The following is a 22,247-nucleotide window of genomic DNA, read 5'->3' as shown; positions in this document are numbered from 1 at the left end:
TGGTGTACTCGCGCGCCTCGTGCAGCTCCCTGCAGAGCTGCCTTTGACTCTCCTGCACCAATCCTCTCTCCGGGCGTCAGTCTGCCCGTCCGTAACGGACCAGCATGCCGATGCCGTCCGAGAACAGCTTGCGGTAGGTAAGCGCGCCGAGCAGCATGCTCGTGACCGCGGCCGAGCTGGTGAAGGCGAAGACGATCAGAATCTGGTAGCGGACGGCTTCCACCGGATCCGCGCCGGCAATGATCATGCCTGTCATCATGCCGGGAAGCTGGACGAGGCCGACGGTCTTCATGCCGTCGATCGTCGGAATCATGCTGTAGCGGACAGCGCGCTTCAGCGTTCCCTGCACCGCCTGCCGCGGGGAAGCTCCGAGAGCGAGCAGCGTCTCGATCTCGCCGCGCGAGGACTCCGACTCCCGCATCAGCTGCGTGAGGAACAATCCCCCGGCGACCATCGCGTTGCCGATCGTCATCCCGCTGAGCGGAATGATATAACGGGGAGTAGGCTCGATAATGCCGAGCAGCAGCAGAATGCCCATCATAAGCAGCTCCGTGGCGAGAAGAGCAGCGGCGATTCTCCAGAAGATGCCGGGAACTCCTTTGCCCTTGGCGGAAGCATTCCGGGCGGCAACGACGATCATGACCGCGATGATGGCGGCCAGGAGCCAATGGCTGCGGCTTTCGAATACAGCCTGGAGCACGTAGCCGACTGCCAGCAGCTGTACCGCCGCCCGGATCGTCCCGATGGCGATGCCTTTCTCCAGACCGAGCTTCTGCCAATAAGAGATGAACATGGTAATCATGATGAACAGAACTGTAAAGGCCAGCGCCGTATAAGACATCAGCTTTCCTCCGCTCCGCTTCCGCCAGGATCGCCCGAGGATGGCCCCTTGCCCAGAAACGCCAAACCCTCGGGGGTTGCCGGACGGGAGAAGAATCGGCCGGTGTCGGCATCCTCCAGAATCGTATTCCCCGCCATGAACCAGATTCGGCTGCTCGCCCGGGCTGCCTGCTCCTGGTCATGGGAAATCCACAGCATGCCGGTTCCATGCTCCGATCTCCATCTCGACAGCAGCTTCTCGATGGACAGCGCGCTGCCGGGATCAAGAGATGCCGTAATCTCATCCAGCAGCAGGAAATGCGGCTTGAGAAGAAGCGAGCGGATCAGCGACAGCCTTTGCTTCTCGCCTCCGGACAGCTCCGATGCGTCCTTGCCGGGGTCGATGGATCCCAGTCCCGCTTCATCCAGCAGGGCATAGGCCTGCTCGCGCTCGAACGGCAGCCCGTTCAGCGCGCTCGGTGCGGCCAGATTCGAATCGACGCTGCCCGGCAGCATCACCGGGGTCTGGGACACGTACGCGACCTGTCGGCGCCACAGCCGCGGCTCCATATCGGCGCAGGATTTCCCGTCGAGCTCGACGGAGCCGGAATCCGCCTGCTCAAGCAGCGAAAGAACCCGCAGCAGCGTGCTCTTCCCCTGTCCCGAGCGTCCCAGCACGACGACGGTTTCCCCGCTGGATATCGATCCGCTGACTTCCTGAAACAGCATGCGCCTGCCTCCGTCGGCCTTCTTGGCGGGGAGGCTCTTCGCGAGCCTATCCATCTTCAGGATATGAGTCAAATCCCGTTTCCTCCCGTCAGCCTGTCGTACCGGCGGATGCCGGCCGAGGCAAGATGGGTCTCATTCTACCTCAGTCCCGGCAGACGGACAAGCCTCCCGCTGTGAATCCGCTGCTCTTCTCGGAGCGGGCGCCGTCCCCTCTTTTGCGGCCCGTCGTCCATATCTGGAGTAGAGCCAGCCGGCGGCGGCCAGCAGGAGGAGCAGGACGGCGGAGGCAGCCATCCCCGCGAGCGATCCTTTTTTCACTCCCGCATACAGCAGAATCATGGCGAGATGGAACGGAATCAGCCCGACCAATGAAGTCCAAAAGTAGGTGCGGAAACGGACTCTAATCAACCCGCAAGCATAGTTCACCAAATGGTAAGGCAGCAGCCGGGCGATCAGCAGGCTGACCCCGTTTCCCCGCGTGAGCAGCTCCTCTGCCTTGGCATACAGGCGGCCCGAGCCGACGCTTTGGCGCAGCGGCGCAGCGAGCATGCCGGCGAGCCAATAGGAACCGGCCGCTCCGAGCACGCCGCCGGCATACGAGAGCACGCCGCCCCAGACGGCTCCATACATTTCCATCAGCAGGACCGACGTGAATTCTCCCGGCACCGGCGCCATATTAACGGCGGTCTGAATAAGCAGGCCGACCAGCGCTCCCATCCATCCGAATGGGCTGAAGTAGAGCAGGAGCGCTTTCGTTTCCCCCGAACGGATCAAGCAAGCCATGACCGCGCAGAGGAGCGCGAGCAATAAGACGTTCCGGACGATATGCTTGACGGGCGGGGATGAACGGCTGGACATCGGCTGTCCTCCTTCCTCCAGGCCTCGCCTGCTTGGGTCCAGAATCAAGATTTTTGTTCCAGGGAAGAAGAGGCTCCAAAGTCATCGCGGCGGGTTTTCGTCAAATAGACGACCAGGACGATAATCGCCAGCAAAAAGAAGAAGCTGATGCCGCTTGTCCCCCACCCCAGGCCGCCGTCATCGTTGGGCTGAGTAAGATAGTCGCCAAGGGAAGCGCCCAGCGGGCGAGTCAGGATATAGGCCGCCCAGAACGCCGGCACGGCTGCGGACGGGCGTATCCTGCTGGCCAGATAGGTGAGGGCGGTCAAAGCGGCAACGATAGCAGCGGCTTCCAAGTAGCCGAGGCCGAGCCCTTCCGACAGCAGGTCTCCGGCAGCTGTCCCGAAGGCGAAGGTGAACAGGATGGACAGCCAGTAGAAAGCTTCCCTTCTCGGCGTGCGCACGGAATGGATGGAAAGCGTTTTTTCCGAGGCATGCCAGAGGAAGAAAACAATCGCTAGCAGCACGGCGAACAAGAGGCTGGAGAGCTCCAGCGGCACGCCCAGGCTATCGGTCAGATTATCCGTGATCAGCGTGCCGGTTACGCTGATCAGCACGACCGCGAGCCAATACGTCCAGGGAACGTACCGGCTGCTCCGGAATTGAAGGACCAGCGCTCCAATCAGGATCGCTGCCGTGACCAAGGTCGTATTGGCCAGACCAAGCCCAAGTCCTTCGTTCAGAAAATCTGCGGCCGTCTCGCCGACGGTAGTCGCCATGATTTTGATAAGCCAAAAATAAATCGTAATGCGCGGGACTTTGATATCCCCTAAGCCTGCCTCGGAATTTGCCGTTCTCATGCCGATTTCCCCTTTCGCGATCGCATAATCGACATCAGTCTAGCCTCCGATGATTAGAAAGCGGTAAGAGAGTCGCCGCTTCACTTTTATTTAAGAAACCGAAGCTACAATGAGTTCCATAGAGGAAAGGAGAGAGGACGGCATGCATGTTCTGATCGTGGATCACCAGCCGAAGACGAGACGCCGGCTCATGAAGGAGCTTGGACGGAGCGGCTACCGGACCGAAGCGGCCTTCGACGGACGGGACGGCTTGGACAAAGCCATGAAGGGGAAATGGGATCTTATTCTGCTGGATGCGAAGCTGCCCGGCCTCAGCGGATTGGAAGTGCTCGCTCGAATCCGCAACCTGGACGAGCATACGCCGGTCATCATGCTGAATGCCGCCAAGTCTCTTTCCGACAAGGTGGCCGGTCTAGACGGGGGAGCCGACGATTATCTCGTCAGGCCCTTCGCGATGGAGGAGCTGCTGGCGAGAATCCGCCGCTGCCTTCGGACCGGAACCGCCGCTCCTCCCCGGCAAGGAGACGCGGGACGGAAGCTCGGGACAGGAGGGCTCCTGGTCGATATGGACAATAGGGAGGCGTTCTTATATGGACAGTCTCTTCGCCTTACGACCAAGGAGTACGACTTGCTGAGCTGCCTGCTCAGCCACAGAGGGCAAGCTCTATCACGCGACCAGATCCTCGATTCGGTATGGGGGTATGATTTTGAAGGCGGCCCAAAAATTGTCGACGTCTATGTCGGCTACCTGCGCAAAAAAACCGGGAGCGGCGGCAAAAGCAGCTCCGTCATCGAGACGGTTCGAGGCTTCGGCTACCGGATCCGGCGGGAATACAAATGAAAAGAAGCGCCTTTGCCGCTGCGTCGGCCAAAGCGCTTCTTGACGTTCTATTCGCGGAACCGATACCCGGATCCCCATAACGTTTCAATATAGGGCACTTCCGTCTTGCCGTATTCGATCTTCTCGCGGATCTTGCGGATATGCACCGTCACGGTCTGGGCGTCTCCCAGCGCTTCGAGCCCCCAGATCCGGTCGAACAGCTGGTCCTTGCTGTACACCCGGTTCGGATTCGAAGCCAAGAAATACAGGAGATCAAATTCTTTTGTCGTCAGCACGACCTCCTCGTCCCGGACGAATACCCGTCTGGAATCGGGTTCGATGCGCAGCTGATTGACCTGGATCTCGCGCGTGGCCCCCCTTCCGATCAGCCGCTCGTAGCGCGACAGATGGGCTTTCACTCTCGCTACGAGCTCAGCCGGCTTGAAGGGCTTCACAATGTAGTCGTCCGCACCGAGCCCGAGGCCTCTGATCATGTCGACGTCCTCGCGGCGCGCGGTTACGATCAAGACCGGAATATCCAGGCTCTCCCGGAATTGGCGGCAAACGTCGAAGCCGTTCAGCTTGGGCAGCATCACATCCAGCACGATCAGATCGTAGCGGCCTGTAAGCCCCATCTCCAAGCCCGCTTCTCCGTCTCCGGCGATATCGGCATGGAATCCGTTGATTTCCATATAGTCCCGCTGCAGCCCGGCAATGCTGGGCTCGTCCTCTACAATCAGTATTCGCTTCATTTCTCCGCCTCCTTGGCATATGCTGCCGGCAGCATAAGCTTGATGCAGGTTCCTTGTCCAGGCGCGCTGTCGGCCTCGATGCTTCCGCCGAGTCCTTCCATGATCTGCTTGGCAATGGCCAGCCCAAGCCCCGTGCCGCCTGTCACTGCATTTCGAGATTCCTCCGCGCGGAAGAAACGGTCGAAGATGTAAGGGAGAGCTTCGGAAGGGATTCCCGGACCGTTGTCCCCGACCTCCAGCACGGCGCGATCACCGTCCGCATGCACGCGAACCGCAATCGCCAGCTCCGGCTTATCTCCATACTTGACGCTGTTCTGAACGATATTCCCGAGTACGCGCTTGAATTTCTCCCTGTCGATCCGGACCCGCCATTCCGGTCCGGCCTCGATCTCCGCCTCCAGCCTCGCTCCCCGCTTTTCGAGCTCGATCGCCAGCTCATCGGCCCAGTCGGCCGCGAATGCGGCCAGAGGAACCTCCTCGAAGTGAAACGGAATCCCCTTGAGGTCGAGCTTCGAATAGAGGAAGAGCTCCTCGATCAAATGGCTCATCTCCGCGGTTTTCAATGAGATGGTCTGCAAATAAAGCTCCGTCTTTTCCGGGGAATTGGCGACGCCTTCCAGAATGCCGTCCACATATCCCTGAATAGACGTCAGCGGCGTCCGCAAATCATGAGATATGCTGGTAATCAGCTCCTTGCGGTTGTCTTCATATTGCCGCTGCAGGCGGATGGACTGTTGCAGCCGGCTCCTCATGTTCTCGAAGGCGATTCCGAGCCGTCCGATCTCGTCCTTGCCGGCGATGTCGACCGAGAAATCCAGATTCCCTTCCGTAATTTCCCCGGCTGCGCGCTCCAGCCGGAGCAGCGGCCGAATAATCCGCCGGGACATCAGGCTCGTCAGCAGGAGGTGAGTCGCCACCAGGATGAACAGCAGCGAAACGAACAGCAGCGGAAACAGCTTCCTGGCCGCGAACAGAAGCGGGTCGGTCCGCCTGAGCAGGAAGAGGCTTCCCCGATCCCCCTCCGCCGTCAGATAGTTGTACTGCCGGGCGGTATACAGCTCGCCTTCGTAAGTGATCGCGGGAAGCCCGCGCGCCTCTTGTCCAGCCGTATAGGCAGGGAGGGAGCCCAGGAGCGCATCCTTGCCGCGGATTGCGGCAGACACATAGAAAGGCTGGCCGTCGACGCGGACAAACAGCGCCTGGCCCTCGCTAGACAAGCTGCCGGCGAGATCGTCCAGATAACCCTGATCTGTCAGAAGCGCTCGATTTCGGGCAATCGTATGCTTAAGCAGCGAGTCGTAATTGTCCTCATCCAAGCTTTCCAGCTGCGCCTTGAACATCGTCTTGAGCGGCACGAGCTCCCCGCGGAAGACAAATACGAGCAGCAGGGCTGTCATCAGCATCAACAGCAGCGGAACGACAAGCATGGCGGCATAAGAGAGAAGCAGCTTAACACGTATAGACATCGTCATCCGCTCCGGTTTCCTTCGGCCTGCACCGTTCAAGATCAAGCCTCTTTACGGACAAACATAAGGGATTCGAAGCCAAAAAACAAGGCTGGAGCCGAGGCCATGCCAAGGCCGAAAGCGATTCTATGCAGGGAACCGAAACCAGGCGGCAAGCCATCCGAATCAGCCCCGGCGACAGCACTCCATTTCCTTCTTAAGGAAAGCCGGGACGGCATCGGCTGCCGGCGCGCGCAAGCCGGCCTTCCTGCCGGAAGGAGCCCTTTGCTAATGAGGAACAACTGGAGACAACGCCGATCCGCAAGCCCTAATGCCTCAACCGCCTCTTCCATCTGAATCCCGCCTTTCTCCTGCCCAGCATACGCTTCCGCTCTGAACATCCTGTGAAGCGTTTAGGAACACTTTCTTAACTGTCCCTCTATCCCCGCTTCATAAAATATTCATAATCGCTTCGTATAGTGGAATCTAACCTCATTATGCGAAAGGTGATCATCCATGAATGAACAAATCTTCGAGTTTATCAACGGTTGGGCCGGCCGTTATGCCTGGCTGGACAGCCTTATGATCTTCTGTGCGGAATATCTCGTATTCGTCATGCTCGGCATCTTGGCTCTGCTGTGGCTTACAGGTCGCGAGCACAATCAAAAGGCGGTATTCCAAGCCAGCTTGGCAGCCTCGCTCGCGCTGCTGGTCGGCATTTTCCTGATCTCGCCCGCCGTAAATCATCCGCGCCCATTCGTCGCTTCCGTGCATGTGCATCAGCTGGTCGCGCACGCTGCCGACGCTTCGTTTCCGAGCGACCACTCCACGCTCGCCTTCGCGCTGGCCGTCAGCGTCCTGTTCGTCAAGCGGCGCACCGGCCTGCTGCTGCTCGCCATGGCGGTCTTGACCGGACTCGGCCGCGTCTTTGTCGGCGTTCACTACCCCGCCGATATCGCCGGCGCTGCGCTTCTTGCACTGTTTGCAGCTCTCGCCGTATTCGGGCTGAGAAAACGCATCGATGCACTTTCAGCTCCCTTCATCAGGCAGTATCAAAGGCTGGTGCGGAATACGGCAATGCCTCAGCCGGCCGAGGAGGGAAAGGAGCAGTCCTCCTGAAGGAAGCCAAGACTCGATTCAAGCCTTATAATAGAGAGAACTGCCGTCTGCAAGGCAAGGCATAGGAAAGGGGCGTTCTCTTTATGACCAACCCATCATCGCGTTTTGACCAGCTCCATGCGTTCGATTCCATCTCCTCCGAGAAGTGGGGGCTTCATCCCGGCAAAGACATTCTGCCGCTGTGGGTGGCGGACATGGACTTCGCCGCGCCGCCCGCCGTTCTCGAGGCGCTTCAGCAGCGCCTGTCGCAAGGAGTTCTCGGGTATACGAACATCTCCTCCGCCTATAAAGAAGCGGTTGCCGCATGGATGGGGCGCCGCCACGGCTGGGAGGTCGATCCGAGATGGATCCGCTTCTGTCCCGGAGTCGTCACTTCGCTTGGCGTCATCATCCGCGCCTGCACGTCGCCTGGAGACCGGATTGTCATCCAGCCTCCCGTCTACCCGCCGTTCCACAGCATCGTCTCGGACAACGGCCGAGAGCTCGCGCTCAACCCTCTGCTGCTCGATTCCGACGGCACCTACCGCATCAATTTCGACGAGCTGGAGGAAATGACGGCCGACGGCTCCGTGAAAATGCTTATCCTGTGCCATCCCCACAATCCCGTCGGCAGGGTCTGGTCCCGGGCCGAACTGGACAGGCTGTCGGAGCTCTGTCTGAGCCGCGGCATCCTGGTCGTGTCGGATGAGATCCACGGCGATCTCGTCCATGGAGAGGAAGCCTTCGTTCCCTATGCCTCCTTGTCCGCTGCCGCCGCCTCGCGCTCCGTCATCTGCACGGCGCCGAGCAAGAGCTTCAACATCGCCGGCTTGAATACGTCCAACATCATCGTGTCGGATGACGGACTGCGCAGCCAGATTACCGAGGAGCTGCGCCGCTGCTCGCTCGGCTCCATCTCCGTCTTCGGCTACGCCGCAGCCAAAGCCGCGTATGGAGAAGGCGAGGAATGGCTGGAGGAGGCGCTGGCCTACATCCGGAGCAATCTGGCCTACGTGGCTTCATATATCGAAGAGCATATTCCCGAAATATCCGTCAAGCTGCCGGAGGGCACCTACCTGCTTTGGCTGGACTGCTCGGGACTGGGAATGCAGGATGCCGATCTGCACCGCTTCTTCCTCGACGAGGCGCGGCTTCAGCTCAGCGCCGGCACGGCCTTCGGCAGCGGCGGCGCCGACCATATGCGGCTCAACGCCGCTTGTCCGCGCTCCATCCTCGAGGAAGCGATGTCCCGTCTCGACGATGCCGTGCGGCGGCTTCGGTCCGGCCAGCTGGCGAAGCCGGAATAACCCGGTCGCAGAGCGTGTCCCCTGTCCATAAGGACGCAAGTTCCCACGCCCCTCGCGCGCCGCGCGAGGGGCGTTGCTGTCGGCCGCAGCCGTCATTGCGCAAGCCTTGACGACGCTGTGATCTTCCGGATTGCTTGCGGCAGCCCGGGCTTCCGCCCAAGCTCCCCGGCAGCTTCCAAGCCTTATCCTATTCGGCATTGACTATCGGTTTCCGCGGCGTTAAACAGCCGGCACATGGGTTCCGCGGCATGTCACAAATTCGCAATATTCCCGGAGTCTGCGCCTATTGCATTCCCTTTCCGGCAGGTGTAAGATAAAGCCATGAAGAGATTGTGATTTATTTCACAACTTATTGCGGCGGTCTTGCCCATCCCAACCACGCTGGCCGATCTTATCCGGCCGAGGCCTCTCTCACACCGGCTCGTGGAAGCAAGGCCGCAGCTTTATCGGCTAGTATGTGATTTATTTCACAATTAAATCGAATTAAACCTTCCGGGAGGAATTCACGATGAAAATAGCCGTTATTGGATGTACGCATGCCGGCACCGCCGCCGTCAAGACGATCGCCGCCGAACACCCTCAGGCCGAAATCACCGTATACGAACGCAATGACAACATCTCGTTCCTGTCCTGCGGCATCGCCCTCCATGTGGGCGGCGTCGTGAAGGATCCCGACAGCCTGTTCTACAGCCGGCCGCAGCAGCTCGCGGAGCTCGGCGTCACGACCCGCATGCTGCATGAGGTCGTGCAGGTCGATACGGCGGCCAAAACGCTCGCCGTCCGCAGCCTCGAGACGGGCGAGGAGTTCATGGACAGCTACGACAAGCTGGTCGTCACGACCGGCTCCTGGCCCGTCGTCCCCCCTATGGACGGCATCGGCCTCGACAACATTCAGCTGTGCAAAAACTATTTCCACGCCAAGGAAATCATCTCGCGCTCGAAGGAAGCGCGCCGGATAGCCGTCATCGGCGCCGGCTACATCGGCATCGAGCTGGCCGAAGCGTTCCGGGAGCTCGGCAAGGAAGTCGTCCTGCTCGACAATATGGACCGCGTCATGGCCAAGTATCTGGATGCCGAGTTCACCTCCCTGGCCGAAGAGGAGCTGGCCGGGCATGGCATCCAAACGGCCCTCGGCGAGATGGTGACCGGCTTCGAAGGGGAGGACGGCCGCGTGCGGCGGGTGATGACCGCCGGCGGCAGCTACGAAGCCGATCTCGTCGTGCTCTGCATCGGCTTCCGCCCCGGCACGGACCTGCTGAAGGGGCAGATCGACATGCTGGACAACGGCGCCATTCTCGTCGACGATTACATGCGCACGAGCAACCCCGACGTGCTGGCGGCAGGCGACAGCTGTGCTGTCCGCTACAACCCTACGGGCAAGCAGGCGTACATTCCTCTGGCCACCAACGCGGTGCGGATGGGAACGCTCGTCGGCAAAAACCTGCTGGAGCCGCTCGTCCGCTACCGGGGCACGCAGGGCACGTCGGGCATCAAGCTGTTCGATCTCAACATCGCCTCGACCGGCATGACCGAGGAAGCTGCCCTGGCGGCGGGAATCGCCGCGGCCGCCGTAACGGTCCGCGAAGCCAGCCGTCCGGAATTCATGCCCGACTATGAGGATGTCCTGCTCAAGCTTGTATACGAATCGGACTCGGGACGCATACTGGGAGCACAGGTCATGTCGAAAGCCGATCTCACGCAGGCCGCCAATACGCTGTCGGTATGCATCCAGAACCGGATGACGGCGGAGGATCTCGCCTATGCCGACTTCTTCTTCCAGCCGCATTACAACCATCCGTGGAACCTGCTCAACAAAGCGGGCCATGCAGCCGAACGCCAGAGAGCCGAGGCCGCGGCGGAAGCGGCTCCTGCAGATGACGCCCAGCCCAAGGAAGGCGTCCGGAAAACCGCATAAGCTGCTCCGCCGTATTGTCAATGCAGCCGGGAATAAGGTATAATCGGTGCAAAGACAAAGGCAATGCTACCCGCTGAAAAGTAAGGTACAACCTCGCGAGCAATCTTCGCGCCCGGTTGTGCCTTTTTTTGCATGTGACTTGCTTTTGCCATCTCTAGGGAGGCTTGCGCCGCATGAATCTTGAGTCCATTCTCCACCGCCCGAAGGCCAACTGGGCCTACGGCTACGACACCCGCACCATCCATATCCGCCTGCGCACCAAAAAGGACGATATGGACGAGGTCATCCTCGTCCATGGAGACAAATACGCCTGGGACCGCACCGTCTCCCGCCTCGTCATGAAAAAGCTGCCGAGCGACGACCGCTTCGATTACTGGCAGGCCGAAGTCCAGCCTTCCCTGCGCCGTCTGCGCTACGCCTTCCTGCTCCGTTCCGGAGGAGAGGAGCTCTATTTCGAAGAGAAAGGCTTCCGCGAGGATGAGCCGCTCGACCCGAACGGCATGTTCGACTTCCCGTATTTGAACGCCATCGACGTCTATGCGCCGCCTGCATGGGTGAAGGACGCCGTCTTCTATCAGATCTTCCCGGAGCGCTTCGCCAACGGCGACACCTCCAACGATCCCGAAGGCGTGCTGCCTTGGGGCGGCGTGCCGAAGCCGGACAACTTCTTCGGCGGCGACCTGCAAGGCATCATCGACCATCTCGATCATCTCCAGGAGCTCGGCATCACGGCGATCTACTTCAATCCGATTTTCCAGGCTACGACGAACCATAAGTACGATACTTCCGATTACATGAAGGTCGATTCCCACTTCGGCACGAACGAGCTGCTGAAGCAGCTTGTCGACGCCTGCCATGAGCGCGGCATCCGTGTCATGCTCGACGCGGTGTTCAACCATAGCGGCAAGGAGTTCCTGCCCTTCAAGGATGTGCAGAAGAACGGCGAAAAATCCAAGTACGCGGACTGGTTCCATGTCATGGAGTGGCCGATCGCGGTCAAGGACGGACTGCCGACCTATGAGACGTTCGCCTTCGAGCCGCTGATGCCGAAGCTGAACACGGAGCATCCGGAAGTGAAGGAGTATCTGCTCGGCGCGGCCAAATACTGGATCGAGGAAATCGGCATCGACGGCTGGCGCCTTGACGTCGCCAACGAGGTCGACATGCACTTCTGGCGCGACTTCCGCAAGACGATCAAGGCCGTCAATCCGGATGCCTATATCCTCGGCGAGATTTTCCACGACTCCTTGCCTTGGCTCCAAGGCGACCAGTTCGACGCCGTCATGAACTACCCGCTCACCAAGCTCGTCGTGGACTACGCCGCCAAGGGCGTCATCGACGGACAGGTATTCGCCCACAAGATCGGCGAGCTGTTCGCAAGCTACCCCGACCAGGCCAACGAAGCCGCGTTCAACCTGCTTGACAGCCATGATACCGAGCGCCTGCTGACGCTGTGCGGCGGAAGCAAGGACCGGATGAAGCTCGCTACTCTGCTCCAGTTCGTCTTCCCCGGAGCGCCTTGCGTTTATTACGGCGACGAGATCGGCCTCGACGGCGACGGCGACCCCGATTGCCGCAAATGCATGGAATGGGACGAGGACAAGCAGGACCGCAACCTGTTCCGCCACTTCCAGCAGCTGATCGCCATCCGCAAGGAGCATCGAGCGCTCCGCAGCGGCGGCACGCTCTGCTTCGTCCATGCGGCCGAGGGCGACAATCTGCTCGTCATCGAGCGCAAGGACGAGCATGACCACTTCCTGATCGCGGTCAACTCGGGCGATGAAGCCGCTTCCGCCTTGCTGCCTGTACAGCAAGGCCTTTGGACCGAGCTGCTGGGAGGCGCGAATCATGCCGCTGCAGCCGGCAAGCTGAAGATCGAGCTGCCTGCTCACGGCTTCGCGCTGCTGCGCTCGGCGCCGCATGCGAACCCGGTCGTCGTCGGCCTGTAAGCAAAACCAGGTGAGCCAGGGCGATGCGATCGGCCAGCTGTCCGGCGGACCGATCGCAGGATGGATCGGCAGCAGGTACGCCATCCGAGCTTCGCTGGCAGCGTCTGCCGTCCTGCCCATGCCGGTGTTGGCCTTGTATGCCCGCATCCGGCGGATCCCGTAAGCAAAGGCGTCCCGTTCCGTCCTGATGACGAGAGCGGGACGCCTTTTTCGCTTCTCGGAAGATCCCAAGAAATCTTGCGGCCACGATCATGCAGATGACGCAAGGCCGGGAGCACATCGTGAAAGCCTTATGTGCACATGTCAAAGAAAGTCTTTTCCATCCGTCGGCGACGCTTTGTCCATGCTTGGGCGTTGCTCAGGGCATGGTTCATCCTTTATCCCTATATTCTTACATTTTATTCCTTATTATATAATTAAATCGAAATTATCCCCCTAAGGAGGTTTTAGCTTGAACTTCTACCGGACAGGCATGCTCTCCCTTCTTGTCGGCCTTTTTGTCAGCTCCGTCCCTATGGCGATCGCTGCGCCGGACGCCAGCCCCAATTCCGCTCTTCAGGCAGCTGCCGCTCAAACGGTGCAGGATTATGTGCAGAAAGCCTATGCCCCCTATTACACCATCGACGCCTATGATTCCAATGCCAAGTCGTTCAGCATCACGGATGGAATGCTCCGCGCCCAAATCGACATTCATCTGGTTAAAACGCTGAGATCGAAGTCTGTAGAGGAAATTCCCTACGTGCAGGGCCTCATGAAGGGAGCGGAAACGCTCAAGCTGTCCAAAGACCGGAATGCCGCTCAAGCCGAGAGCTACGTGGAAAAGAGGAAAAAGGAATTCCAGGAATACATTGGCGCCAAGCAGGAGCAAAACGACTCCTTCCTGCTCACGGCTCAAGTAAAGGATGGGGCTATTGAAGCTTCCACGTTGAAGCTGGAGTTCCAGAACGTGGAGGATTGGATTCCAGCGTCTGCATTCGTGCCGGCATCGCCATCCGCCCTTGCGCTGAGCGGAGAACGGGATTTGTCCGCAGCCGCCTCGGATTCCATCTCCGTCAAGCCCTCGGCAGCCGCAGCGGCCGTCACCTACGACCGTCTGGCCGCCCGGGATTACGCCAACAAATGGACTTCCGAAAGATCGCCGGGAGACCCTGATCCGACTAAATACAATACCAAAGAATACGGCACGTATTACGACAACGACTGCGCCAACTTCGTCTCGCAGGCGCTGAAAGCGGGCGGTATCCCGACCGATACGACTTGGAAGCCTTACACGATCGCGTGGATAAATACCGGACAAAATAGAGATGACGGACTTATGGATTACATGGTCGGAACCAAGGGGTATTTCAAAAAAGCGACAAAAACGACCACTGCGGCTGGAGGGATCATCAATGATATTCAACAAGGCAACTCCCATGTCATGATGGTTGTCGCCAATGACGGGACAACCATGACTTACAGCGCCCACACGACGGATCGGTTGAAGCACTCTTTCGCCACTTTCTCAACTTCTGCATATGAATTCTATGTTTTCAATTCCTAAGCGGAAACGGGCCAAGGGGGGAGGCGAAAAGCCTCCCCCCTTGGCCGTACGCCCGCCTGCAGCCTACTTGATGAACTCAAATGTCGACCAGAAACGGAAAGCTTCCTTGGCCATTTTTTGATAGGCATCCGTTTCTGTCTTGTCCTCTGGATCCCACTCCACATCCGTTGGAGGCGCAAAGACATATACCTGACCCTCCAGCTCGCCAAGAACATGAAGATTGGCATATTCGCCAATCACATTTTCTTTGTTGGCTTCCCATTCTTCTTTCGGCCTTGTGGAGATGGCAAAAACAATGCCTCCAAAACGGCTTTTAGGCACTCTTGTAAAGGATAAGATATCCTTATCAGCAGCCTTTTCGACCTCAAATGCATTCTTCCAGCTCAGCGGCATCGCCAGAGTGAACTTGTATGGCTCGTTTCGATAGACAAACACGTTTTCGCTCCGGTCATAGCTTTGCTTGTCCTTCGGCGCCGCTTTCAGCTCCGGCAGCTTCTCCTTCAGACGCAGGATGAACGTGACGGCCTCCGCCCGCGTCAAAGGCTTCTCTTTGCCGTAACCGGCTACCGTTTTCCGGCTCTGGCCGCTGGCCAGATCGGTGTCGAGCAGGTATTGCACGGAGTCGTCCTGGCTATAGTTCCGGCCGAACGCGTTGACTGCCAGGCTCGCCGCCTGGCCGCGGGTCAAGACGCCTCCTGCAGGGAGCAGCTTCCACCCCTTGCTTTTGGCATAGGCCGCATAAGCGGAATCCCACGGAGAGCCTGAGCCGGGCTGGTTGACATCCGCCGGCTGATAAGCCCGTACCAGCATCGCCAGCCACTCGCTCTGGGTGACGCTTTGAGCGGGGTGAAAGCTATGATCGGGATAACCGGTTACGATTCCGTCTGCGACTGCTTTCTGAATGCTGTCATAAGCCCAGTAGCTTTTCTTCACATCATTAAAGCCTGCTTCCGCAGCCATCGCTTGGCCCGCAATAGAGGCGAAGAGACCAAAAGCTGCCAGCATCGCTGCCAAACGTTTCTTATTTGAATTCATCCTTAACCCTCCATGGCTTAAAAGTGGGCAATGCCTCCTGGACCGGATGGTTCCCTGGTGTACAAACAGCCTCCCGCTCTTCGTGATGAGATGGTGACGCTTGCCGGACCGAGCTTGGTTTTCAACCGCTTGATGAGCTTCAAGACGCCGCTCGGCTGAATAAACCCGCCCCACAGCTCGGCGGCAAGAGCATGCTTGGTAATAAGCTTCCCTTCATGACGGATGAAGTACGCCAGCAGGCAGGCTTCCTTCTCGGAGAGCTCCACCCGCGTTTCCTTTCCGTCGCCTACCCAGCATTGTTCGGGATGAAAAACCATTCCGCAGCCTACATCCATGACACCGCCGGCAATCGAAGCCGAGGACCTGCCGACCCGTTCCATGGCCGAGAGATTCTCCTCTGGCCACGGCGGCAAGCCGGGCCGCGGCTGATGAAGAATTTGTCCGACTCCCGCATCATGGGCCATGGCGGCTTCTTCGTTGGACAGCGGCTCCGGAACCATCAGGTAGGTTTCGATGCCAAGCTCCAGCAAACTCTTGAGATGATTCCATTCCTCCTCTCCCATACGGTCGACGACGAAAATGACAAGGGTGTACTCTCCTTCCTCCAGCAGCTTGCTGGCCGAATAAAGCATGCAGACGGCTTCGCGAAACAATCGGCACAAAAACTGTCCCTTCTCGAATCGGTCTGTGACCACGGCGATGGGCATCTTTCGACTCCCTTCTTCGGCTCGCCGGCTTAGTCCGTTCTTTTGACGCCGCAGCGGCCTTCTATGTTTCTCTCTCAACATAAATTTTTTTACTAATAATGTTAATAGGACCAAAAAATCAATTTCATTGAAATCAAGTTCTAAAGTAGTAGATGCCTAAACAGAAACATATTGTTAAATAATGGATTCAAAATTCCGAAGACCGACCTCGTTCTCTGCCGAGACCGGAACGCAAGCCAAAAAGGCGCAAAGCGGCGATGTTTCGCCTGCCGTGCACCCTTTGGTGGAGCAAGATATGACTTGCCTGTACGGATATGCCGAGCCGAGCGACCCGCCTGTCCTTCACGGTATTATTTCGCTTCTTGATCGTCCGTATCGCCTTCCTCATCCTCTTCCATGAACCAGAGCGGGTCCATGTTGTCCTCTTCGCCGTTGTAGTTGATGAAGACTTCATCGCCGGCCTTGATGTCCGTATAGGCGAAGAAATCGAAGCTGTGCGTGTCGAAGTTGATATCGTACGTGGCGTTGGGCGTATACGAGTGATTGAACAGGCTGCCGAAACCGAGCAGAATCGCCGTATGGTTGGCGCCGTAGTTGTAGACGTAATCATCGAGGATCGTTTTTTCGATATGCTCGTGATCTTCATTGGGATAGGGAATGACGGGAGCGACATGGATCAGCTCGCCCTTCTTGATGTCCTGCGTGGCGAAAACGCCCCGCCGGAATTCTCCCCCGCTGATCGGCGAGGTTTTAACTTCGAGCATGCCTGTCACCTGTACCTTCCGAAATAAGTTGAAGCCGGATGTCCGGCGCGGGGATTCCGCGGCGAAGCCCTGCAAACGACCGGCTTGAAAGCCTAATTGTACCTTAAGGCCCCCATGATCGGCAAATACGGACAGGACCGCGGGCGCCAGCGCCTGCGGTCCTGTCCGTGCTTGTACGTGCATAAGGATTGGCCGTTCAAGACAGCTATCTGTCCAGGCTTGTAAAAGCGAAGCCATGCTGGCGGAACGCTGCTGTCTGCCCCGGCCAAACCAAAGTTATTTCAGCACGACGGTGCTGTAGGGAGCCATCTCCAGCACGCCTCCGGAAAGCCTGCTCTCCGGCGAAGTGCCATGCGCGACGGCGCCATAGGCTGCGGCCGTCGCCTCGTCCAGCTGCACCTTCCGGGCCGCGCCCTTCAGGTTGTGGACGACCAGCACCCGCTCCTTGGCGGTCAGCCGCTCGTAGGCTTCGATGCCGTCGCCCTTCACAGTCGACGGCGCAATGCCGCCATCCCGGAGAGCGGGCTCAGCCGCGCGCCACTGAATCAGCATCTTGTACAGGCTCAGCAGCGAGGAAGGATCCTTCTCCTGCTCCTCGACCGTCACGCCCGAGGAGGCCGGATTCGCCAGATCCTTCTGCCAGGTCGTCTGGCCCTTGCCGCTGCCGGCGGAATGCCAGCGCATCGGGAGCCGCTTGAATTCGTCCCGCCCGGCGCCCTTCATGCCGAGCTCGTCGCCATAGTAGACGAACGGGTTGCCCGGCAGCGTCAGCTCGATCTGCGCCGCCATCCGCGCATGCTCCGGACTGCCGGCTGCGCTGGCCAGACGGTCGAAGTCATGATTGCCGATGAACAGGCCATCCACGAAGGAGCCGTCCGAGCTTTTCTCGAACGCCTTGTAGACCCGGTCCAGGCTGCCGGCGATGTCCGGCGCGCGCTCGGCGGCGACCGCGCTGCGGATGGAATCGTTCAGGTTGAAGTTGAAGGAGGAATTGAAGGCATGATCGAGATAAGGCGCGATCGTGCCCGGGCCGTCCCACACCTCGCTGATGAGATAGGCGTCCGGATGCTTCTCCATGATGCCCGTCCGGAATTCCTGCCACCACTTCTTGTTCTTCGCCGCTGTCTGCGGATCGGACTTCGAGGTGTTGAAGTCATCGTAGATATGCTTGGCCGCGTCGATGCGGAAGCCGTCCACGCCGGCGCCGAGCCAGAAGTCGGCGATCGAGACCATCTCGGCGCGCACATCGGGATTGTCGTAGTTCAGGTCGGGCATGCCTTCCCAGAATACGCCGAGATAATGGCTGCCGTTCTTCTCGTGCCACGCTTGGCCGTTGGTCGCGCTCACCGCTGCGGGCTTCTCGATGCCTTGGTCCTCGGCCCAAGTGTACCAGTCCCGATACTTGCTGGACTTTCCTTTTGCGGAGTCGATGAACCATGGATGGTCGGTGCTGCTGTGGTTGGCGACGAGATCCATGATCACCTTGATGCCGCGCTTGTGAGCTTCCGCCAGCAGGCGCTTCATATCGTCCATCGTGCCGTAATCCTTGTTGACGGCGCGATAGTCGGTCACATCGTAGCCATGGTAGCTCGGGGAAGGATTGATCGGCATGAGCCAGATGCCCTCCGCGCCGAGCTCTTTCACATAGTCCAGCTTCTCGGTGACGCCGTTCAAGTCGCCGATGCCGTCTCCGTCGCTGTCATAGAACGAGCGGACGAAGATTTCGTACCACACCGTGGAGGGCTGCTCGTCTACGGCGGCGGCTGCGGGAGAGGCCGCTGGAGATGCAGCCGGAGCCTTGCTTGGCGCAGGAGCGCCTCCAGCAGCGTTCTCCGCTTCCTTGCCGTTGTTGGCGTGATCGGAATTCATGCCGGACCCGGATTCGCAGCCGGACAGCACAGATGCCGCCAGAATGCCTGCGGCAAGCCATTTCGGCCAGCTTTTCATCCTTTGCTCGCTCCTGCGGTGAGGCCGTCGACGAAGAAGCGCTGCATGAACATGAACAGAATGGCGATCGGAGCCGCGATCAGCACGGAAGCCGCTGCGAACAGCGTGAAGTTGCTGTTCTGCATGGAAGAGATCTGCTCATACAAGCCGACCGCTACCGTGAAGTTTTCCCGGGTGCGGAGAACCATTTTCGCGAAGATGAAGTCGACCCAAGGACCGACGAACTGCGTCAGCGCCAGGTAGGCCAGCATCGGCTTGGAGAGAGGCAGCATGATGCGGAAGAAGATCGTCACGTTGTTCGCTCCGTCGATCCGCGCGGCTTCGTCGAGCGACCTCGGAATCGTATCGAAAAATCCTTTGGCCAGGAAGGCGCCCATGATCGGGGCTCCCATGGAGTAGACGAGCACAAGCGCGAAATGCGTATCCATCAGGTTCAACGACTTGAGCAGGATGTACAGGGCGATCAGGCTCATGAAGCCCGGAAACATGCCCAGCACGAGGACGACGGACAGCACGTTCTGGCGCCCCTTGAAACGGAAGCGCGAGACGGCGTAGCCGGTCAGCAGCACGAGCAGCGTGCCGAGCACCATCGTCATCAGCGCGATTTTGAGCGTATTCATGTACCAGTCCGCGAACAGGAAGCTCTTGGAGGTGAACAGCTCCCGGTAGTGGTCCAGGGTGAATTTTTCCGGAATCAGCGTTTTGCTGTACAGGGATTTGCCCGGCCGGAAGGAAGCGAGAATAACCCATATCGACGGGTAGAGCACGCATACGCAGGCGATGGCCAGGAACAGGTAGCTGAAGGCAAGCCGGAAGACTTTGCTAGTTTTGCGGTTCATTGGATCATATCCTCCTCCCGGAACGAACGGGTTCTGCGGTAATTATAGATCGAGATCGATGCGACCAGGATGAAGATGATGATGCCGATCGCCGAAGCGAACGCGTATTGGTTCTGATTGAGCGTCAGCTTGTAGAGCCAGGTGACGAGCAGGTCGGTCGCGCCCGCATATTGATAGTCGCCCTTGACCGGGTTGCCGTCGGTAAGCAGGAAGATCGCGTTGAAGTTGTTGATGTTGCCGGCGAACTGGGTGATCAGGATCGGCCCCGTCGAGAAGAGCACCATCGGCAGCGTCACGATGCGGAACTTCTGCCACATGCTCGCTCCGTCGACCTCGGCGGCTTCGTACATATCCTTCGGAATGGTCGTCAGGATGCCCATGATCAGCAGCATGGAGACCGGAATGCCGACCCACATGTTGACGATGATGACGGTCGCCTTGGCCCACATCGGATCGGTCAGCCACGGCACCCTGCCGAGTCCGAAGTAGCCGAGGTACTGGTTGATGGGACCGAACTGGCCATTGAAAAGGTTGCGCATGACGAGCAGGGAGATCATCTGCGGGATGGCGTACGGGAGAATCAGGATCGTGCGCCACAGTCCCTTGAGCTTGATATCGGACTGCTGGATGATCAGCGCCACGAGGAAGCCTCCGAAGTAGGTCGTGACCGTCGAAAGCACCGCCCAGATGATCGTCCAGATGAAGACGCCGTAGAACGTATGGCTCCATGTCTTCAGCGTGACGAGCTTCTTGAACGTGTCGAAGCCCACCCAATCGACCAGGCTTGCCGGCGGAAGGTGGTTGGGCGCGGAGAAATTCGTGAACGCGAGCATGATCATGAAGATGATCGGCATGACGGTGAGGAACAGGACGCCGATGCCGGGAATGACCAGAAACGCCTCGGCGAACTTGTTGTCCCGGATATAGGCAAGGGATTGGATGAAGCTGTTCGGCTTGCGGCCGGCTTCGATCTGGGAACCCACTTTGTAGGCGTCTTTAATATTGAGCACATAGACGAGCAGGAACAGAGCAAACAGCAAGAGGACAATCAAACCATCGATCAGCAGGATGGTCGAGTTGTCTCCCATGATTTTCTTGCCGATGTTGCGTTTGGTTTCGCCAAGCGTCCAGATTCCCCAGACGGCATGGCCGAGCTTGCTTGCAAAGAACGGTACGGCTGCCGCTTCGACGGCGAGCAGAATGAGTCCCTTGATCCATTGCCGGTTATAGAGCTGGCCGAGGCCCGCGCACAGCAGAGACAGCAGGGCTGCCATTCTTCCGCGCGCAGACGCCTGCGGCTTCTCTGTTTGTACAGCCGGTTGATAAGACATCATGCCTTCTCTCCTTCTCCTAAAATGAAGGTTCACGCCTTCCGCGCGCACGGAGGCGCGCGGGGCGGCGTGAACCTTTCTTTTGTGTATTTCTATCTCTGGCCTTGGCCTCGGCTGCCGCCGAGGAGAGCTTTAGCCGTTGCTTGCGATGAGCTCTTCGATTTGCTTTTTCGCGTTGTCGAGAGCGGCCTTAGGATCCTTGTTGTCATTCCATACCGTCGTGAAGGCGGCTTCCATCGGAGACCACACGTTGTTCATTTCCGGAATGTTAGGCATCGGCTGGGAGTTCTTGAACTGCTCCATGAAGCCGCTCACGTACTCGTCGCCCGTAATTTGCGGATCGGCTTGAGCTTCCTTGTTCGTCGGAATGGAACCGACCTTGGAGTTCAGCAGCAGCTGGGCTTTCTTGTCGGATGCGAACTCGGCGAACAGCTTGGCTGCATTCGGGTACTGGCTGTAGGAGCTGACGTACCAGGCTTTGATGCCGGAGAAGGATACGGCCGGCTTGCCTGCGACCATAGGAATCGGAGCTACGCCCAGCTTGTCGCCGAGGGCTTCTTTGTACGTGCTCAGTTCCCAAGGACCGTTGATGTCCATCGCCACGTCGCCGCCGGTGAACAGGCCGCGCTTGATGTCAGGATTCACGTCGCCGGTTTTGATCGGCAGGATGGCTTTCAGGCTTTGGTAGACCTTCATGCCTTCCAGGGCGCCGTCGTTGTTCATGCCGAGATCCGTCTTGTCGGTGCCGTTCTTGCCGAACAGGTAGCCGCCGGTGGAGGCGATGAACGGATAGTTGAAGTAAGTATTGCCTGCTTCCCACATGAGGGCGTATTTGTTTTTAGCCGGATCGTTCAGCTTGGAAGCCAGGGCGATGACGTCGTCGAAGCTTTTTGGAGCTTCGGGAACGAGCGATTTATTGTAGTACAGGGCATAGGTTTCCGCAGCGCGCGGGTAGCCGTACAGAACGCCGTCGTAGCTTACGCCTTGAATGGAGTTTTCCGTGTTGTTCGCAGTCGTTTCCGCACCGAACTCTTCGTTCGGCAGGATCATCTGTCCCGTCACCGCGCGGCCGAGGTGGTCATGCGGGAATACGATGACATCGGCGCCGACGCCGGTAGGACCGTCCGTCTGGAGGCGGGTTACCTGATCCGTCGTAGCGACTTCGTCGATCTTGACCGGAATGTTGTATTTCGCCGTGAATTCCTTGGCGATCTCGTCGGTGAATGGTCTCTCTTCTTTACTTTCCCATACGAGAAGGCTCGCTCCCTCTTCAGGCTGGATGGCCGGAGCATCGGCCGTGTCTCCGCCTGTGTTTCCTGCAGCGTTGGCTGCCGGTTCGTTGACGGCTCCCGTGTTGCTTTCCGTGCCTGCATTGTTGCTGCTATCGTTGCCGTTGCCGCATGCGGCCAGTGATACGGACAAGGTGCATACCGTCGCGAAGGCGGCGAGCTTTTGCCATCTGTTCATTTTTTACTGATCCCCTTCCAGCTGGTTCGATGATATTCCGATTGCGCCCTCCTGCACTCCACAATATAGGCGTCCATACGTTG

At 58.7% G+C, this 22,247-nt stretch carries 20 protein-coding genes; 7 read left to right on the top strand and 13 right to left on the bottom strand.

Translation table 11 applies throughout. The features are described 5' to 3' along the window. Nucleotides 1-76 precede the first annotated feature (76 nt). The 4 genes from VE23_RS22595 to VE23_RS22580 all read right to left on the bottom strand — a co-directional run bounded on the left by VE23_RS22595 (nucleotide 77) and on the right by VE23_RS22580 (nucleotide 3,245). The gene (locus tag VE23_RS22595; protein ID WP_048748850.1) at nucleotides 77-841 is read right to left on the bottom strand and encodes an ABC transporter permease; all 765 of its coding nucleotides are present in this window, start codon (nucleotides 839-841) and stop codon (nucleotides 77-79) included. Further along, nucleotides 841-1,548, bottom strand: a complete 708-nt coding sequence (locus VE23_RS22590) for an ABC transporter ATP-binding protein (protein ID WP_198156205.1) — start codon at nucleotides 1,546-1,548, stop codon at nucleotides 841-843. Before VE23_RS22590 ends, VE23_RS22595 begins: the two co-directional genes overlap by 1 nt. A 132-nt stretch (nucleotides 1,549-1,680) precedes the next feature. Beyond that, nucleotides 1,681-2,406, bottom strand: coding sequence for a TVP38/TMEM64 family protein (locus VE23_RS22585; protein ID WP_049869214.1), 726 nt, complete (start codon nucleotides 2,404-2,406; stop codon nucleotides 1,681-1,683). Between the two features lie 44 nt (nucleotides 2,407-2,450). Beyond that, on the bottom strand, nucleotides 2,451-3,245 hold the full coding sequence (locus VE23_RS22580; protein ID WP_048748855.1) for a COG4705 family protein: 795 nt from the start codon (nucleotides 3,243-3,245) through the stop codon (nucleotides 2,451-2,453). 142 nt (nucleotides 3,246-3,387) lie between these two features. Here VE23_RS22580 and VE23_RS22575 point away from each other — a divergent pair, with 142 nt between their 5' ends. Then, nucleotides 3,388-4,086 (top strand): response regulator transcription factor, encoded by a 699-nt coding sequence (locus VE23_RS22575; protein WP_049869213.1) that lies wholly within the window; start codon nucleotides 3,388-3,390, stop codon nucleotides 4,084-4,086. Nucleotides 4,087-4,133: 47 nt separating this feature from the next. Here the strand turns inward: VE23_RS22575 and VE23_RS22570 are convergent, their stop codons facing one another. Together VE23_RS22570 and VE23_RS22565 are read right to left on the bottom strand one after the other, a co-directional pair. After that, nucleotides 4,134-4,817, bottom strand: a complete 684-nt coding sequence (locus VE23_RS22570) for a response regulator transcription factor (protein WP_049869212.1) — start codon at nucleotides 4,815-4,817, stop codon at nucleotides 4,134-4,136. After that, nucleotides 4,814-6,283, bottom strand: a complete 1,470-nt coding sequence (locus tag VE23_RS22565) for a sensor histidine kinase (RefSeq protein ID WP_049869829.1) — start codon at nucleotides 6,281-6,283, stop codon at nucleotides 4,814-4,816. Before VE23_RS22565 ends, VE23_RS22570 begins: the two co-directional genes overlap by 4 nt. Before the next feature lie 495 nt (nucleotides 6,284-6,778). Here VE23_RS22565 and VE23_RS22555 point away from each other — a divergent pair, with 495 nt between their 5' ends. The 6 genes from VE23_RS22555 to VE23_RS22535 all read left to right on the top strand — a co-directional run bounded on the left by VE23_RS22555 (nucleotide 6,779) and on the right by VE23_RS22535 (nucleotide 14,074). After that, complete coding sequence (locus VE23_RS22555; protein WP_021880664.1) at nucleotides 6,779-7,381, top strand: undecaprenyl-diphosphatase; 603 nt, start codon at nucleotides 6,779-6,781, stop codon at nucleotides 7,379-7,381. 83 nt (nucleotides 7,382-7,464) lie between these two features. Beyond that, entirely contained in the window at nucleotides 7,465-8,667 is a 1,203-nt protein-coding gene (locus VE23_RS22550; protein ID WP_069202515.1) for a MalY/PatB family protein, read from the top strand. A gap of 508 nt (nucleotides 8,668-9,175) precedes the next feature. Then, nucleotides 9,176-10,582 (top strand): FAD-dependent oxidoreductase, encoded by a 1,407-nt coding sequence (locus VE23_RS22545; protein ID WP_049869210.1) that lies wholly within the window; start codon nucleotides 9,176-9,178, stop codon nucleotides 10,580-10,582. A gap of 173 nt (nucleotides 10,583-10,755) precedes the next feature. Continuing rightward, nucleotides 10,756-12,531, top strand: a complete 1,776-nt coding sequence (locus tag VE23_RS22540) for an alpha-glycosidase (RefSeq protein WP_048744061.1) — start codon at nucleotides 10,756-10,758, stop codon at nucleotides 12,529-12,531. A 10-nt stretch (nucleotides 12,532-12,541) separates the two neighbouring features. Then, on the top strand, nucleotides 12,542-12,694 hold the full coding sequence (locus VE23_RS26725; protein WP_157054026.1) for a hypothetical protein: 153 nt from the start codon (nucleotides 12,542-12,544) through the stop codon (nucleotides 12,692-12,694). Between the two features lie 288 nt (nucleotides 12,695-12,982). After that, the gene (locus VE23_RS22535; RefSeq protein ID WP_049869208.1) at nucleotides 12,983-14,074 is read left to right on the top strand and encodes an amidase domain-containing protein; all 1,092 of its coding nucleotides are present in this window, start codon (nucleotides 12,983-12,985) and stop codon (nucleotides 14,072-14,074) included. 63 nt (nucleotides 14,075-14,137) lie between these two features. On the opposite strand, the gene VE23_RS22530 is transcribed toward VE23_RS22535, so the two are convergent. From VE23_RS22530 to VE23_RS22500, 7 genes are all read right to left on the bottom strand, one after another. Continuing rightward, nucleotides 14,138-15,109 (bottom strand): S-layer homology domain-containing protein, encoded by a 972-nt coding sequence (locus VE23_RS22530; protein WP_049869207.1) that lies wholly within the window; start codon nucleotides 15,107-15,109, stop codon nucleotides 14,138-14,140. A gap of 17 nt (nucleotides 15,110-15,126) precedes the next feature. Further along, complete coding sequence (locus tag VE23_RS22525; protein ID WP_021881063.1) at nucleotides 15,127-15,816, bottom strand: helix-turn-helix domain-containing protein; 690 nt, start codon at nucleotides 15,814-15,816, stop codon at nucleotides 15,127-15,129. A 350-nt stretch (nucleotides 15,817-16,166) separates the two neighbouring features. After that, a complete protein-coding gene (locus VE23_RS22520) occupies nucleotides 16,167-16,580 on the bottom strand; it encodes an SET domain-containing protein (protein ID WP_048744127.1) in 414 nt (137 codons plus the stop codon). Between the two features lie 276 nt (nucleotides 16,581-16,856). Continuing rightward, nucleotides 16,857-18,527 carry an alpha-amylase family glycosyl hydrolase gene (locus VE23_RS22515; RefSeq protein ID WP_049869206.1) on the bottom strand — a complete coding sequence of 557 codons (1,671 nt, stop codon included), beginning with the start codon at nucleotides 18,525-18,527 and terminating at the stop codon, nucleotides 16,857-16,859. After that, nucleotides 18,524-19,366 carry a sugar ABC transporter permease gene (locus VE23_RS22510; protein ID WP_048744067.1) on the bottom strand — a complete coding sequence of 281 codons (843 nt, stop codon included), beginning with the start codon at nucleotides 19,364-19,366 and terminating at the stop codon, nucleotides 18,524-18,526. Before VE23_RS22510 ends, VE23_RS22515 begins: the two co-directional genes overlap by 4 nt. Then, nucleotides 19,363-20,697: a carbohydrate ABC transporter permease gene (locus VE23_RS22505; protein ID WP_048744129.1), complete on the bottom strand. Its 1,335-nt coding sequence runs from the start codon at nucleotides 20,695-20,697 to the stop codon at nucleotides 19,363-19,365. Before VE23_RS22505 ends, VE23_RS22510 begins: the two co-directional genes overlap by 4 nt. Nucleotides 20,698-20,829: 132 nt before the next feature. Then, complete coding sequence (locus VE23_RS22500; RefSeq protein ID WP_048744070.1) at nucleotides 20,830-22,164, bottom strand: sugar ABC transporter substrate-binding protein; 1,335 nt, start codon at nucleotides 22,162-22,164, stop codon at nucleotides 20,830-20,832. Between the last annotated feature and the right edge of the window lie 83 nt (nucleotides 22,165-22,247).

Origin of the sequence: Paenibacillus sp. D9 (genome assembly GCF_001188365.1) — a bacterium.
GTDB lineage: Bacteria > Bacillota > Bacilli > Paenibacillales > Paenibacillaceae > Paenibacillus_O > Paenibacillus_O humicus.
The sequence above is the reverse complement of the archived record's forward strand: the minus strand, read 5'-3'. Positions and strand labels throughout refer to the sequence as shown.

Bases quoted from the DNA above. Each gene is read 5' to 3' on its own strand.
- VE23_RS22595 (WP_048748850.1), bottom strand. From the start codon at position 841: ATGTCTTATACGGCGCTGGCCTTTACAGTTCTGTTCATCATGATTACC.
- VE23_RS22590 (WP_198156205.1), bottom strand. From the start codon at position 1,548: ATGCTGTTTCAGGAAGTCAGCGGATCGATATCCAGCGGGGAAACCGTC.
- VE23_RS22585 (WP_049869214.1), bottom strand. From the start codon at position 2,406: ATGTCCAGCCGTTCATCCCCGCCCGTCAAGCATATCGTCCGGAACGTC.
- VE23_RS22580 (WP_048748855.1), bottom strand. From the start codon at position 3,245: ATGAGAACGGCAAATTCCGAGGCAGGCTTAGGGGATATCAAAGTCCCG.
- VE23_RS22575 (WP_049869213.1), top strand. From the start codon at position 3,388: ATGCATGTTCTGATCGTGGATCACCAGCCGAAGACGAGACGCCGGCTC.
- VE23_RS22570 (WP_049869212.1), bottom strand. From the start codon at position 4,817: ATGAAGCGAATACTGATTGTAGAGGACGAGCCCAGCATTGCCGGGCTG.
- VE23_RS22565 (WP_049869829.1), bottom strand. From the start codon at position 6,283: ATGTCTATACGTGTTAAGCTGCTTCTCTCTTATGCCGCCATGCTTGTC.
- VE23_RS22555 (WP_021880664.1), top strand. From the start codon at position 6,779: ATGAATGAACAAATCTTCGAGTTTATCAACGGTTGGGCCGGCCGTTAT.
- VE23_RS22550 (WP_069202515.1), top strand. From the start codon at position 7,465: ATGACCAACCCATCATCGCGTTTTGACCAGCTCCATGCGTTCGATTCC.
- VE23_RS22545 (WP_049869210.1), top strand. From the start codon at position 9,176: ATGAAAATAGCCGTTATTGGATGTACGCATGCCGGCACCGCCGCCGTC.
- VE23_RS22540 (WP_048744061.1), top strand. From the start codon at position 10,756: ATGAATCTTGAGTCCATTCTCCACCGCCCGAAGGCCAACTGGGCCTAC.
- VE23_RS22530 (WP_049869207.1), bottom strand. From the start codon at position 15,109: ATGAATTCAAATAAGAAACGTTTGGCAGCGATGCTGGCAGCTTTTGGT.
- VE23_RS22525 (WP_021881063.1), bottom strand. From the start codon at position 15,816: ATGCCCATCGCCGTGGTCACAGACCGATTCGAGAAGGGACAGTTTTTG.
- VE23_RS22520 (WP_048744127.1), bottom strand. From the start codon at position 16,580: ATGCTCGAAGTTAAAACCTCGCCGATCAGCGGGGGAGAATTCCGGCGG.
- VE23_RS22515 (WP_049869206.1), bottom strand. From the start codon at position 18,527: ATGAAAAGCTGGCCGAAATGGCTTGCCGCAGGCATTCTGGCGGCATCT.
- VE23_RS22510 (WP_048744067.1), bottom strand. From the start codon at position 19,366: ATGAACCGCAAAACTAGCAAAGTCTTCCGGCTTGCCTTCAGCTACCTG.
- VE23_RS22505 (WP_048744129.1), bottom strand. From the start codon at position 20,697: ATGTCTTATCAACCGGCTGTACAAACAGAGAAGCCGCAGGCGTCTGCG.
- VE23_RS22500 (WP_048744070.1), bottom strand. From the start codon at position 22,164: ATGAACAGATGGCAAAAGCTCGCCGCCTTCGCGACGGTATGCACCTTG.